The organism is Thalassococcus arenae (genome assembly GCF_019104745.1).
Taxonomy (GTDB): domain Bacteria; phylum Pseudomonadota; class Alphaproteobacteria; order Rhodobacterales; family Rhodobacteraceae; genus Thalassococcus_B; species Thalassococcus_B arenae.
Genome location: NZ_JAHRWL010000001.1, coordinates 90553 through 103597, shown reverse-complemented (window position 1 = coordinate 103597; position 13045 = coordinate 90553). Strand labels below are relative to the sequence as shown.

Below are 13045 nucleotides of genomic sequence, written 5' to 3'. Positions count from 1 at the left end.
CAATGACAGAAGGCAGGCGGCCGCGACAAGGCCGGCCCGCGCAGACGAAGGAGCTTCGCGTGATATCCCAATCCCTTGCAATCCCCCGGCAGGCTGCCCGGCCGCTGCGGCTGTTCTGGCTGGCCAGCCTCTCGATGATTCTCATCCTGTCGCAGTCGCTCATGGCGCAGGCCCGCGGCGTGCCCGAAAGCTTCGCCGACCTGGCCGAGCGCATCAGCCCCGCGGTGGTCAACATCACCACCTCGACCACCGTCGCCGGCCGCACCGGACCGCAGGGCATCGTGCCCGAAGGCTCGCCGTTCGAGGATTTCTTCCGCGAATTCCAGGATCGCGGCGGCCAGGGCGACCGGCCGCGCCGCTCTTCGGCGCTGGGCTCCGGCTTCGTGATCTCCGAAGACGGTTTCGTGGTCACCAACAACCACGTGATCGACGGTGCGGACGAGATCCTGGTCGAATTCTTCTCGGGTGACGAACTGCCGGCCACGGTGATCGGCACCGACCCCAACACCGACATCGCGCTGCTCAAGGTCGACACCGACGCACCGCTGGCCTTCGTGCCCTTCGGTGACAGCGACACGGCCCGCGTGGGCGATTGGGTCATGGCCATGGGCAACCCGCTGGGCCAGGGCTTCTCGGTTTCCGCCGGCATCGTGTCGGCCCGCAACCGCGCGCTCAGCGGCACCTATGACGACTACATCCAGACCGACGCCGCCATCAACCGCGGCAACTCGGGCGGCCCGCTGTTCAACATGGACGGCGAGGTGATCGGCGTGAACACCGCGATCCTGTCGCCCAATGGCGGCTCGATCGGCATCGGCTTCTCGATGGCGTCCAATGTCGTGACCCGCGTCGTGACGCAGCTCAAGGAATTCGGCGAAACCCGCCGCGGCTGGCTGGGCGTGCGCATCCAGGATGTCGACGACGACATGGTCGAGGCGCTCGGCCTGGCCTCCAGCGATGGCGCGATGGTCTCCGATGTGCCCGAAGGCCCGGCGAAAGAGGCCGGCATGCAGGCCGGTGACATCATCCTCAGCTTCGACGGCCGCGAGGTGACCGATACCCGCCAGCTGGTGCGCATCGTCGGCAACACCGAAGTCGGCAAGAGCGTGCGCGTCGTGGTGCTGCGCGACGGCAAGCAGGAAACCCTGCTCGTCACGCTGGGCCGCCGCGAAGAAGCCGAAGGCGCCGTGCCCGCCGCCCAGCCGGTCGAGCCGGAAGAGCCCGACAGCATGGACCTGATGGGCCTCACCCTCAGCCCGCTCACCGACGAGATCCGCGCGCAGCTCGAGCTGGACGAAAACGCCAGCGGCCTTGCGGTGATGGCGGTGGACGAGACCTCCGAGGCCTACGAAAAGGGCCTGCGTACCGGTGATCTGATCACCGAGGCGGGCCAGAGCCCGGTCGAAAGCCTAAGCGATCTCGAGGCCCGGATCGACGAAGCCCGCGAGGGCGGCCGCAAGTCGATCCTCCTGTTGGTGCGCCGCGCCGGCGACCCGCGCTTCGTGGCGCTGGCGCTGGAAGACAGCTGACCGCTGCACGCCGCACCTGGCCAAGATCACAAGGGCGCTCCGCCGGGGCGCCCTTTTTCCTTTCCCGGTTCCATCGCAAGGCGATGGCGAATAGCCTGACCGCCCAGCCGCCGGAGATCCGCCGATGATCGCCATCGCCGACCCCGCCAGCCCGCAGGATTTCGACGCCGTGCGGCGGTTGTGCTGGGACTACCGCGCCTTCCTGCTGACGCTGGGCCCCGATGACAAGCGCGCGGTGCTCGCCGCCTATCCGCAAGAGAAATACACCGCGCTGATGGACCGGATCGCGACCGAGCACGCCCCGCCCGCGGGCGGCATCAAGCTGGCCCGCCACCAGGGAAAGGCGATCGGTTGCGGGATGTTCCATACCGTTCTGCCCGGCACCGCCGAGATCAAGCGCGTCTATGTCGCCCCCGCGGCGCGCAGCCTCGGCGCGGGCCGCGCGCTGATGCTGGCACTGATCGACCAGTGCCGGGCGCAGGGCTTTCAGCGCATCGTGATGGATACCGGACAGCCGCTGCAGGCCGCGGCCCGGCTCTACGACGATCTGGGCTTTCGCCGCCGCGGCCCCTATACCGACATGCCCGCCGAGATCGCCGCGCGGATGCTGTTCTTCGAGATGGCGCTTTAGCCGCGCGCCCGGCCCCCGGGCCGCGCCACCGCCACAAGACCCAGGTCGCGGGCGGTCGCCAGCGACAGCTGGCCGCTTTGCAACCCGCGTTCGGACTGGTAGCGCCGGATCGCCGCCGTGGTCGGGCCGTCCAGCAGGCCGGTGACGTTGCCGCCGAAATAGCCGCGCGCGGCCAGCGCGCGCTGCACCGAGGCGATGAATTCCTGGGTCATGTCGGCCGGGCAGGGCGCCTCGAAGCTGATCTCGGCACGCGGGCGCACGATGCGCGGCACCGGCGCGCGGCGATAGACCGGCGGACGGATCACCGTGCCGTCCGCGCCGATCTCGGCCTGCACCACCTGCACCTCGCCCATCACCTGTTCATAGACCGCCGGCGTCACCTCGCGGGCCCGGCAACTGCCATCGGCCAGGGTCTCGACCCGCGCGCCGACCTCGGGCGCGGCGGCGCGCGTGGCGACCGGCCCCTCGGCCCCCTGCGGCATGGCGCAGCCCGCCGCCAGCGCAAGCGCCGCAGCACGGATCGCCCAATCGCGCGCCTTGTGGATCATCTGCCCGGGCCCTGTTCCAGCGTTCTCCGCCTCTTGGCCCGGGGTTCTAGCCGGTTTCGGCGCCCGAGGGAAGCTGCTCGGCCAGCAGCAGGTCGAGCAGGCGCGAGACATCCTCGATCTCTTCGGCCAGCACATGGGTGACGCCGGCCTCGCGCTGCAGCCGCCCGGTGACCCGCAGCATCCGCCCGGCGATCACCGCCCGGCGGAACCGTTCGTACAGCTTGCGCCAGACGATGATGTTGACCACGCCGGTCTCGTCCTCGAGCGTGAGAAAGATCACCCCCTTGGCGGTGCCGGGCCGCTGGCGCAGGATCACCAGCCCCGCCACCGTGACCCGCGCGCCGGTGGGCGGCAGGTCAAGCTGCGCGGCGGTCATGGCGGACGGTGGCCGGGGCCAGTCGTAATCGGGATGTGTCATGTGAACGAAGATAGAACATCACGCGCTTTTGTCCAAGCCCGCGGACAGGCGCGCAAAATCCGCTGGAAGGCGCGGGCCGGGGCCACTAGATAAGCCGCGGACGGAACAAGGGAGAGCGGTGGCATGGCGAAGATCACCTATATCGAGCATAACGGCACGGAGCATGTCGTCGACGTGGCCAACGGGCTGACCGTGATGGAAGGCGCCCGAGACAACGGCATTCCCGGCATCGAGGCCGATTGCGGCGGTGCCTGCGCCTGTTCGACCTGCCATGTCTATGTCCATCCCGACTGGGTGGCGAAACTGCCCGGCAAGGAGGACATGGAAGAGGACATGCTCGACTTCGCCTACGAGCCCGATCCCGAACGCTCGCGCCTGACCTGCCAGATCAAGGTGACCGACGCGCTGGACGGGCTGGTGGTGCAGATGCCCGAGAAACAGATCTAGCCTTGGCGAAGGCGCCGCGACAGCCCGCCCGCCCGTGGCGGTCTTTGGCCCGCGGCGCGGGGCTGGCGGCCTGCCTGTGGCTGGCCGGGCAAGGCGCGGCGGCAGATATCCTGCGCGCCGAATACACCGATCCGACCACCCGCTATGCGCATGGCGTTCTGGGCGACGCCATCGAATACGGCGCGCTGGAGCTGGTGCTGGATGACGGCACCCGGCTGCGCGCGGTGCTGCCCGAGGACCTGGTCTTCGAGGATATCGCGCCGCGGCTGGCGGATCTGGACGGCGACGGCGATGCCGAGGTCGTCACGGTCGAAGCCTCGCAGACCGGCGGCGGACGCCTGGCGATCTGGGACGAGACCGGCCGCATCGGCGCGACGCCCCATATCGGCCAGCCCAACCGCTGGCTGGCGCCGGTGGGCGCGGCGGATCTGGACGGCGACGGCGCGGTCGAGATCGCCTATGTCGATCGCCCGCACCTGGCCCGGGTGCTGCGGGTCTGGCGGTTCGAGGGCGGCGCGCTGACCGAGGTCGCGGCGCTGGAGGGCTTTTCCAACCACCGCATCGGCTGGGATTACATCGAGGGCGGCATCCGCGAGTGCGGCGACGGCCCGGAAATGGTGCTGGCCTCGGGCGATTGGCGGCGGGTGATGGCGGTGCGTTTCGACGGCGCGCTGTCGGCGCGGGCCTTGGGCGATTACAGCGCCGCCGCCGTCGCGCGGGCCTTGGCCTGCCGCTGAAGAAGGGGGCTCTGCCCCCGCCGCCGCAAGCGGCGACTCCCCCGGGATATTTCCGAACCGGAGAAGGGGCAGGTCGGGGCTTTGCTTTCGCCCCGATGCGCGATAGCTGTCGGCCATGCGGATCCTCTTTCTGGGCGATGTGATGGGGCGCGCGGGGCGCGCGGCGGTGACGGAACGGTTGCCGGGGTTGCGCGCCGACTGGCGGCTGGATTTCGTCGTGGTCAATGGCGAGAACGCCTCCTCGGGTGCCGGTATCACCGGTGCCCATGCCAAGGCGCTGCTCGAGGCCGGCGCCGATGTGGTCACGCTGGGCGATCACGCCTTCGACCAGAAGGACATGCTGGGCTTCATCGAGACCGAGCCGCGCATCCTGCGGCCGCTGAATTTCGCCAAGGGCGCGCCGGGGCGCGGTGCGGGGCTGTTTTCCGACCGGCGCGGGCGCAAGGTTCTGGTGACGCAGGTGCTGGGCCAGATCTTCATGAAGCGGCCCTTCGACGATCCCTTCTCGGCGCTGGACGCGACCCTGCGGGCCCATCCGCTGGGCGGGCAGGCGCAGGCCATCATCGTCGACATCCATTGCGAGGCGACATCCGAGAAGATGGGGGTGGGGCATTACTGCGATGGCCGCGCCAGCCTGGTGGCCGGCACCCACACCCATGTGCCCACGGCGGATGCACAGGTGCTGCCCGGCGGCACCGGCTATATCAGCGATGCCGGCATGTGCGGCGATTACGATTCCGTCATCGGCATGGAGAAGACCGAGCCGCTGCGCCGCTTCGTCACCGGCATGGCCAAGGCACGGTTCCAGCCTGCCCTGGGCGCGGCGACGCTGAGCGGCGTGCTGGTCGAAACCGACGACCGCACCGGCCGGGCGACCGCGATCACCATGGTGCGCCAGGGCGGGCGGCTGCAACAGGCCGGACCGTGAGCCGCGCGCTGCCCTTCGCGGTGCTGGTGCTGGCCGGCGCGGCCTGGGGTGCGACCCAGCCGCTGGCCAAGATCGCGGTCTCCGAGGGGTATCGCCATTTCGGCCTGCTGTTCTGGCAACTGGTCATCGGCTTTGCGGTGCTCGGCGGGTTGACGCTGGCGCGCGGGCGGCGTCTGCCGTTCGATCCCGCCCGGTTGCGGCTCTACCTGGTGATCGCGCTGCTGGGCTCGGTCCTGCCCGGCATCGCCTCCTACACCGCCGCCATCCACCTGCCGGCGGGCGTGCTGTCGATCCTGCTGAGCTCGATCCCGATGCTGGCCTTTCCGGTGGCGCTGGCCCTGGGGCTCGAGCGGTTCCGCTGGCGCCGCATCGCCGGGCTGGGGCTTGGCCTGGCGGGCGTCCTGGCGCTGGTCCTGCCGGAAACCAGCCTGCCCGACCCGGCCAAGGCGGCCTGGATCCCGGTGGCGCTGATCGCCTCGGCCTTCTACGCGCTCGAGGGCAATGTCGTCGCCCGCTGGGGCACGTGCGGGCTGGGGCCGGTGCAGGTGCTGGCGGGCGCCTCGCTGGTGGGGGCGGTGCTGACCCTGCCGCTGGCGCTGCTGACCGGCCAGTTCATCGACCCGCGCGCGCCCTGGGGCGCGCCGGATGCCGCGCTGGTGACCTCGGCGCTGCTGCATGCGGGCGCCTATACCGGCTATGTCTGGATGGTGGGCGCGGCGGGCGCGGTCTTTGCCGTGCAGGTCAGTTACCTCGTCACGCTGTTCGGCGTCGCCTGGGCGATGCTGTTCCTGGGCGAAGGCTATGGCGGCTGGATCTGGGCGGCCCTGGCGCTGATGCTGGCGGGCCTAGCGCTGGTCCAGCCGCGCCCGCGCGCGCCGCTTGTGCCCGCCGCGCCGCTCGGTCACACTGGGTTGGGTTGAGAGCAGGGACATATTCCATGGGCATTTTCGAGCTGAGCCAGACGGCGCAGGCTTATGTCACGCTCGCCACCGTGGCGGGCATGTTCGTGCTGTTCCTGCGCGAAACCTACCCGACCGAGGTGGTGGCCATGGGCGGCGTCGCGGTGCTGCTGGCGCTGGGCGCGCTGCCCTATGACGCGGCGGTCTCGGTGCTGTCCAACCCCGCGCCCTGGACCATCGCCGCGATGTTCCTGGTGATGGGGGCGCTGGTGCGCACCGGGGCGCTGGATGCCTTCACCAGCTTTGCGCAAAGCGAGGTGCAAAAGCGCCCGCGCCGGGCGATGGCGATGATCATGGCGGTGGTGATCGTCGCCTCGGCCTTCATGAACAACACGCCCGTCGTGGTGGTGATGCTGCCGATCTTCGTGCAGCTCGCCAAGGTTCTCGGCCTCGCACCCTCCAAGCTGCTGATCCCGCTCAGCTATGCCGCGATCCTGGGCGGCACCACGACGCTGATCGGCACCTCGACCAACCTGCTGGTCGACGGCGTGGCGCGCGGCGCCGGGCTGGAACCCTTCACCATCTTCGAGGTCACCCCGGTGGCGCTGATCCTTGTGGTCTGCGGCATGGCCTACCTGCTGGTCGTCGGCCCCTTCCTGCTGCCCGACCGCACCTCGATGGCGGGGATGCTGTCGGACCGGTCCAAGATGAAATTCTTCACCGAGGCGGTGATCCCCCCCGACAGCAACCTGATCGGCCGCGAGGTGCTGGGCGTGCAGCTGTTCAAGCGCGAAGGCGTGCGGCTGGTCGACGTGATCCGCGGCGACGAATCGCTGCGCCGCAACCTGGATGGCGTGACGCTGCAGGTCGGCGACCGGGTGGTGCTGCGCACCCAGATGACCGAATTGCTCAGCCTGCAGAACAACAAGGAACTCAAGCGCGTCGACCAGGTCTCCGCCACCGAGACGACGACGGTCGAGGTGCTGATCACGCCGGGCTGCAAGATGGTCGGCCGGTCGCTGGGCGCGCTGCGCCTGCGCCGCCGCTACGGCGTCTACCCGCTGGCGGTGCACCGGCGGAACCAGAATATCGGCCGCCAGCTGGATCAACTGGTGGTGCGCGTCGGCGACACGCTGCTGCTCGAAGGCGCGCCCGACGACATCAAGCGGCTGGCCGACGACATGGGGCTGGTGGATGTCTCCAAACCCGCCGCCCGCGCCTATCGCCGCAGCCACGCGCCCATCGCGCTGGCCGCACTGGCGGGTATCGTCATCCTGTCGGCGCTCGGCGTCGCGCCGATCCTGGCGCTGGCGGTGATCGCGGTGGCGGTGGTGTTCCTGACCCGCTGCATCGACTCGGACGAGGCCTTCTCCTTCGTCGAGGGCCAGTTGCTGGCGCTGATCTTCGCCATGCTGGCCATCGGCGCGGCGCTGGAAAGCTCGGGCGCCGTGGCGCTTGTGGTCAAGGCCATCGCCCCGGCGATGATGGACCTGCCGCCGGTGTTGCTGGTGGCGGCGGTGTTCTTCCTGACCTCGGCCCTGACCGAGGCGGTGTCCAACAACGCCGTCGCCGTGGTCGTGACCCCGATCGCCATCGGCCTGGCGGCGGCCGTGGGCGTCGATCCGCGGCCGCTGGTCGTGGCGGTGATGATCGCCGCCTCCTGCGCCTTCGCCACGCCGATAGGCTACCAGACCAACACCCTGGTCTACGGCCCCGGCGGCTACCGCTTCACCGATTTCGTGCGCGTGGGGCTGGGGATGAACCTGCTGATGGGCGTCGTCGCCTCGGTGCTGATCCCGATCTTCTGGCCGTTGTAGGGCGGGGCGGAAAGCAGACCTTCGCAGCAATGCGCGCGGATGACACCACGGCGGACGGAGCGGTCTTTCGGCAGAAGAGCGACAAGCCGCGCATTGCCGGGCCGCGGTGCGGCGATCAACCGTCGGCATTGGGCGCTTTATGTCAGCCAAGTGCGGACAATACCCGAGCCTTGCGCTGGTGGTGACAAATCGCCGTGCCGGGGGGCGGCCCGGCGATGCGCGGCGCCTTCGGCGCTATTCGCGCAAGGGGGATATCCGCCAAGGGCTCAAACCGGACCTTCGCCGCAATAAATGCGAACGGCCGCCGGGGACGGTTGACCGCACGCAAACCCAGCCGCCCCGCTCACCCGTACCGCGCGACGAAATTCCGCAGGATGCGCGCGGGCCAGACCACGTCGGCGGCGCGGCACATGGCGATCAACCCGTCGGCCTCTTCGGGCGCGAAATAGCCGCGCCCGCCATAGACCCGGATGCGGGTCTCGAACACCGCCGCGTCGGCCTCGGGGTGGAACTGGGTGGCATAGACATTCCGGCCGTGCCGGATCATCTGGAACGGGCAGGGGTCCGAGGCCAGCAGCTGCACCGCGCCCTCGGGCAGCGCCTGCACCGCCTCCTTGTGGCCGACGAAGGCCGCGAAGCGCTCGGGCAGGCCGTCCAGCAGCGGATCGGGCGCCGTCACCCGACAGTCCACCGCGCCCACCGGCTCGCCATAGCGCGCCTTGGACACCTCGGCGCCCAGGTGATGGGCCAGGATGCCGATGCCATAGCAGCAGCCCAGGAACGGCACGTCGTCCCGCGTGATCCGCGGCATCAGCGACAGGCAGGCCGCCTCGATCCGGGCCTCGACCGGGCTCTTGTCGGCCGGCGCGTCCGACACGCAACCAGGGCCGCCGCCGACGATCACCCCGGCGTAATCCGCCACGTCCAGCCCCGCGGGCAGGTCCTCGCGATCCAGCCGCACGCGGTGCACCTGGTCGCCGCGCAACCCGCCCTTGTCCAGGAAGGCGCGGTATTCGTCGTCGCTGGCCTCGGTTTCGGGGCGCAGCTGCAAAAGCAGAAAGCGTGCCATCCCCGCGCCTTAGCCGCTTTGCCCGCGCTTGCCAAGCGGGCCTTGCGCGCAAGGCCTTGGCAAGCCCCGCCGCCTTGGGCTAGAGAGGCGCGCAAATCCGCCACCCCGAACACCAGAACGAGGCACCCCATGGCCGGCCATTCCAAATGGGCGAACATCCAGCACCGCAAGGGCCGTCAGGACAAGCTGCGCGCCAAGCTGTTCTCCAAGCTTTCCAAGGAAATCACCATCGCCGCCAAGATGGGCGATCCCGATCCCGACAAGAACCCGCGCCTGCGCCTGGCGGTGAAAGAGGCCCGCGGCCAGTCGATGCCCAAGGACAACATCGAACGCGCCATCAAGAAGGCCACCGGCGGCGAGGGCGAGGATTACGAGGAAATCCGCTACGAGGGCTACGGCCCGAACGGCGTCGCGGTGATCGTCGAGGCGATGACCGACAACCGCAACCGCACCGCGTCGAACGTGCGGTCGACCTTCACCAAGAACGGCGGCAACCTGGGCGAAACCGGCTCGGTCGGCTTCATGTTCGAACGCAAGGGCGAAATCACCTATCCCGCCTCGGCGGGTGACGCCGACACCGTCATGATGGCCGCGATCGAGGCCGGCGCCGAGGATGTCGACAGCTCCGAGGACGGCCATATCATCACCTGCGCCGACACCGACCTCAACGACGTCGCATCGGCGCTGGAAGCGACCCTGGGTGAGTCGGAATCGACCAAGCTCATCTGGTCCCCCACCACCACGACCGAGCTTGATTTCGACGGCATGCAGGCGCTGATGAAACTGGTCGACGCGCTCGAGGATGACGACGACGTGCAGCGCGTCACCACCAATTTCGAAGCCTCCGACGCGGTGATGGCCCAACTCGACGCTGCCGAATAACGCCGCCTTCCGGGCCGGGCTCCCGCCGCATTGCAGAGCCGACCCGCGGTGGTGCAGACATCCGGGCAGACCGCGCGCCGCGCTTGTTACGGGCATCAGCCCTTCGTCGACCACGACGACCGCTCCGCTTCGGGTCCCGCATCGGGCAGCCTCGCCCGCGCTGTGACGAAGGCGACACCGGCGTCATTTCGCGCGCCGGACGGTCCGGACAGGACGGCGCTCACAATGGGCCGACCCCGAGACGCGTACGATTGCGGGAAGCGCCGGCATGCCGCCGGTCCATACCGCAACCATCAGTCAAACGCCCGCCCACGCGCACCGCTTTGCCGCGGCGCGTCGGGCCGTCGACATCTGCACGCGGTGTCCCGACGCCGAGGCCGTCATGCGCGGCATCGAATCCCTCGGTTATCAAAGCTTGAAGCTCAGGGCGACCGCCGGGGATGGGCGGACAATCACATCCGAACGAATCAATTCCCAGACGTCCGATCTCAGGATTGTCGCGTCCCGTGCCGGATGCACCGTCGGTCTCGAAGGCATGACGCCCGACCAGCCCGGCAACGCGTCCAGCCCTGGATCAAACGATAGGGCCTGGTGACGATTGCCTCCCTCGGGCAGAGCCTGTCGCCGCATGCCGTACAGGCCGGGCAGGTTTCGGCAATTCCTTATTCCCGTGTTCGCGCATCGGCGGGCTAGACGTGGAATCGGGCCTCGGGCATGATATGGATCGTCGCGGGCGCGTCAGTCCGCCTGATCTATCGTCAGCCGTGACCGCCTTGCGCAGGGCCGACCCCATGGAGACAAGCGTGACCAGACCATCCAGGCTCTTGCTCGTCCTGCTGCTCTGTGCCTGCTGGGTGACCGCGTCCTGCGGACCCGAGACAGTGGCGCGCCCCATGCCTGTCGCCGCGCGCACCGTCCTGTCGCAAGACCCCGCTAACATGCGGCGGCAACTGGCGGGAACGACCGTCAAATTCGACGGCCGTGGCCACGGCACGCAGATCGAATACTTTCATCCGGACGGCACCGCCCATCTCTGGTATCCGGGCAACACCATCGCGGTGCCCAGCGAATGGAAGGTCCAAGCGGGCTCCGCCCCGAATGGCGGCGCGGTGATCTGTTTTCGATACCCGAAAAGCTCCTACAACCCGGTCGTTCGGCAATATGGCGGTCGGTGGGAATGCCGGCCGGGCCCGCTCTTCTCCAGCGATATCACCGCGATCATTCGGGGCGACGAATTCGCGCTACGTACGGGGCGCATCCCGCGCATCATGCCTCGGGGCGCGTTGTTGAGCATGGCAGGCGTCGAAACGCTGATCGGGCGCTCCATCCGGGGCGACATCCTGTTCGGGCGGTGACGACCGCCGCGACCCGGACGCGCCATGCCCTCGAGCCGCCGCCGGAACCCGTCCGCTACGACACCGCCAGCCGCGCCCGGCCCAGCCGCGGGTGCAGCCGCCGCGCCACCACCCACATCACCAGCAACCCGGCGCCGCCCGCCACGAACACCGCCGAAAGCGGTGCGGCCAGCAGCACCAGCCAGGCCGCACCCGGCGTCGCGATGCCGGAGAAATCCCGGTAGCTGGAATAGATCGCCGACATCTCGGTGCGCTCCGACGGCTTGACCGCCAGCAGGAACGGCAACCCCGCCGACAGGTCGAGCAGGATCAGAAAGAACGACCCCGCCAGCAGCAGCGCGATCGCCAGCCCGGGCGCGCCGCCCTGCATCCCCGCCAGCACGAACAGCAGCCCCGACATCAGGAACCCGGTGCGCACCGCGGCGCGCACCGAATGGCGCTGCATGAAGCGCAGCATCACCGGGACCAGGAACAGCCCGGCATTCGAGATCGACAGCACGATCCCGCCCAGCTGGTTGCCAAAGCCGTTCTGCACCGCGAAGATCGGCAGGTACACCATGTAGATCCACCACCCGCAGGACCGCACCACGGCAAAGACCCAGCCGGCCACCAGGCGCGGTTGCGCGGCGAAGCGCCGGAAATAGGCAAAGGGGTTGGCGGCGGGTCTGCGGCGTTTCGCGATCAGCCGGCCATTGCCCAGGCGCATCACCAGGAACACCGCCAGCATGGTGCAGGACGCCAGCGCCGAGATCACGAACGGCGCCGGCGGCCACCAGGCATACAGCGCCGTCCCGGTCGCCGGGCCGATGGTCCAGCCAAGCGCGCTGTAGAACAGCCGCGACGTCTCGAACCGTCCAAGCTCGACCTTGGCCACGTGATCCAGCACGTAGGCGTTGAAGCAGACAAAGGTGGTGACCACCGCGCATGTCGTCAGCGCAAGCCCCGCCACCACCGCGCCGGGGCTGTCCTGCGTCGCCGCCAGGGCGCCCGTCACGAACATCAGCGCGCCCGTCACGTAGACCCACCAGCGCGGCACGAACCGGATCACGAAGGGCACCAGCAGCCCGACCAGCAGCGACACCGCGCCGATGGCGAAATACACCCCCGACACGACCCGCACATCCCCCAGGGCGGCGTAGATCACCACCGGAAAGACCGAGATCAGCATCCCCCGGGCGATCGCCTCGAACCCGGCAAGCACGGCAAAGCCGCGCAGGCTCGGCGCCGGGGCGTGGCGCAGCCATTCGGGTATCCGGCGCTCGTGCATCGTCTTCTCTCGCGGGTTTCCCGACACTCAACGCCCTTGGCCGATCCCTGCGCGTCCGGTTGCGACGCGATGTCGTTTTCCGCCAATCGGATCCGCCCGCGCCGCGGTCCCGCGCGTCGCACGTCACGATGTCCCGCCCGGCATGATCGCCGGCCCGGCACGATCGTCGGACATTCTGCTGGACTGCCCGAATGATCGCGCCCGATGACGACGCGTTTGGCAAGGCGACCCTGGACGATCTCGCATTGCTCGGGACCTGGCTGGTGCGCCCGCATGTGCGCGCGTGGTGACAGTCTGACCAGCCCTGCGACGAACTAACCCTGGCCGATCCGCGGGTCGCGCGCTGGATCGTGTCACGCGCCGGGCGGCCCTTCGCCTTCATGCAGGACGACACGGTGCATGGATGGGGCGATCACCACTTCGCCGGCTTGCCCCGGGGCACGCGGGGCATCGACCAAGATTTCGCGGGCGCGACCTCGTCGGCGTCGGACATGGATCGGCGTTCCTGCGCATCAGGA

At 69.3% G+C, this 13045-nt stretch carries 13 protein-coding genes; 9 read left to right on the top strand and 4 right to left on the bottom strand.

The genetic code is table 11. The features are described from left to right. Nucleotides 1-134: 134 nt before the first annotated feature. Nucleotides 135-1529 (top strand): Do family serine endopeptidase, encoded by a 1395-nt coding sequence (locus tag KUH32_RS00480; protein ID WP_254899030.1) that lies wholly within the window; start codon nt 135-137, stop codon nt 1527-1529. Nucleotides 1530-1653: 124 nt separating this feature from the next. After that, nucleotides 1654-2160 (top strand): GNAT family N-acetyltransferase, encoded by a 507-nt coding sequence (locus KUH32_RS00475; protein ID WP_217776114.1) that lies wholly within the window; start codon nt 1654-1656, stop codon nt 2158-2160. Here KUH32_RS00475 and KUH32_RS00470 read toward each other — a convergent pair. After that, nucleotides 2157-2708, bottom strand: a complete 552-nt coding sequence (locus KUH32_RS00470) for a peptidoglycan-binding domain-containing protein (protein WP_217776113.1) — start codon at nt 2706-2708, stop codon at nt 2157-2159. The genes KUH32_RS00475 and KUH32_RS00470 overlap by 4 nt on opposite strands. Before the next feature lie 46 nt (nt 2709-2754). Further along, nucleotides 2755-3126, bottom strand: a complete 372-nt coding sequence (locus KUH32_RS00465) for an OB-fold nucleic acid binding domain-containing protein (protein ID WP_217776112.1) — start codon at nt 3124-3126, stop codon at nt 2755-2757. 123 nt (nt 3127-3249) lie between these two features. Between KUH32_RS00465 and KUH32_RS00460 the strand changes: the two genes are divergently transcribed. The 5 genes from KUH32_RS00460 to KUH32_RS00440 all read left to right on the top strand — a co-directional run bounded on the left by KUH32_RS00460 (nt 3250) and on the right by KUH32_RS00440 (nt 7954). Next, nucleotides 3250-3573 carry a 2Fe-2S iron-sulfur cluster-binding protein gene (locus KUH32_RS00460; RefSeq protein WP_217776111.1) on the top strand — a complete coding sequence of 108 codons (324 nt, stop codon included), beginning with the start codon at nt 3250-3252 and terminating at the stop codon, nt 3571-3573. Between the two features lie 2 nt (nt 3574-3575). Then, nucleotides 3576-4310, top strand: coding sequence for an FG-GAP repeat domain-containing protein (locus KUH32_RS00455; protein WP_217776110.1), 735 nt, complete (start codon nt 3576-3578; stop codon nt 4308-4310). 115 nt (nt 4311-4425) lie between these two features. Further along, entirely contained in the window at nt 4426-5238 is an 813-nt protein-coding gene (locus KUH32_RS00450) for a TIGR00282 family metallophosphoesterase (RefSeq protein WP_217776109.1), read from the top strand. Continuing rightward, nucleotides 5235-6158, top strand: coding sequence for a DMT family transporter (locus tag KUH32_RS00445; RefSeq protein WP_217776108.1), 924 nt, complete (start codon nt 5235-5237; stop codon nt 6156-6158). Before KUH32_RS00450 ends, KUH32_RS00445 begins: the two co-directional genes overlap by 4 nt. Before the next feature lie 17 nt (nt 6159-6175). Continuing rightward, the gene (locus tag KUH32_RS00440) at nt 6176-7954 is read left to right on the top strand and encodes an SLC13 family permease (protein ID WP_217776107.1); all 1779 of its coding nucleotides are present in this window, start codon (nt 6176-6178) and stop codon (nt 7952-7954) included. 343 nt (nt 7955-8297) lie between these two features. On the opposite strand, the gene KUH32_RS00435 is transcribed toward KUH32_RS00440, so the two are convergent. Further along, nucleotides 8298-9023, bottom strand: a complete 726-nt coding sequence (locus tag KUH32_RS00435; RefSeq protein ID WP_217776106.1) for a glutamine amidotransferase — start codon at nt 9021-9023, stop codon at nt 8298-8300. A 129-nt stretch (nt 9024-9152) separates the two neighbouring features. Between KUH32_RS00435 and KUH32_RS00430 the strand changes: the two genes are divergently transcribed. Next, entirely contained in the window at nt 9153-9905 is a 753-nt protein-coding gene (locus KUH32_RS00430; protein WP_217776105.1) for a YebC/PmpR family DNA-binding transcriptional regulator, read from the top strand. 938 nt (nt 9906-10843) lie between these two features. Further along, entirely contained in the window at nt 10844-11260 is a 417-nt protein-coding gene (locus tag KUH32_RS00425; RefSeq protein ID WP_217776104.1) for a hypothetical protein, read from the top strand. Nucleotides 11261-11315: 55 nt separating this feature from the next. On the opposite strand, the gene KUH32_RS00420 is transcribed toward KUH32_RS00425, so the two are convergent. Continuing rightward, the gene (locus KUH32_RS00420; RefSeq protein WP_217776103.1) at nt 11316-12527 is read right to left on the bottom strand and encodes an MFS transporter; all 1212 of its coding nucleotides are present in this window, start codon (nt 12525-12527) and stop codon (nt 11316-11318) included. Nucleotides 12528-13045: the final 518 nt, after the last annotated feature.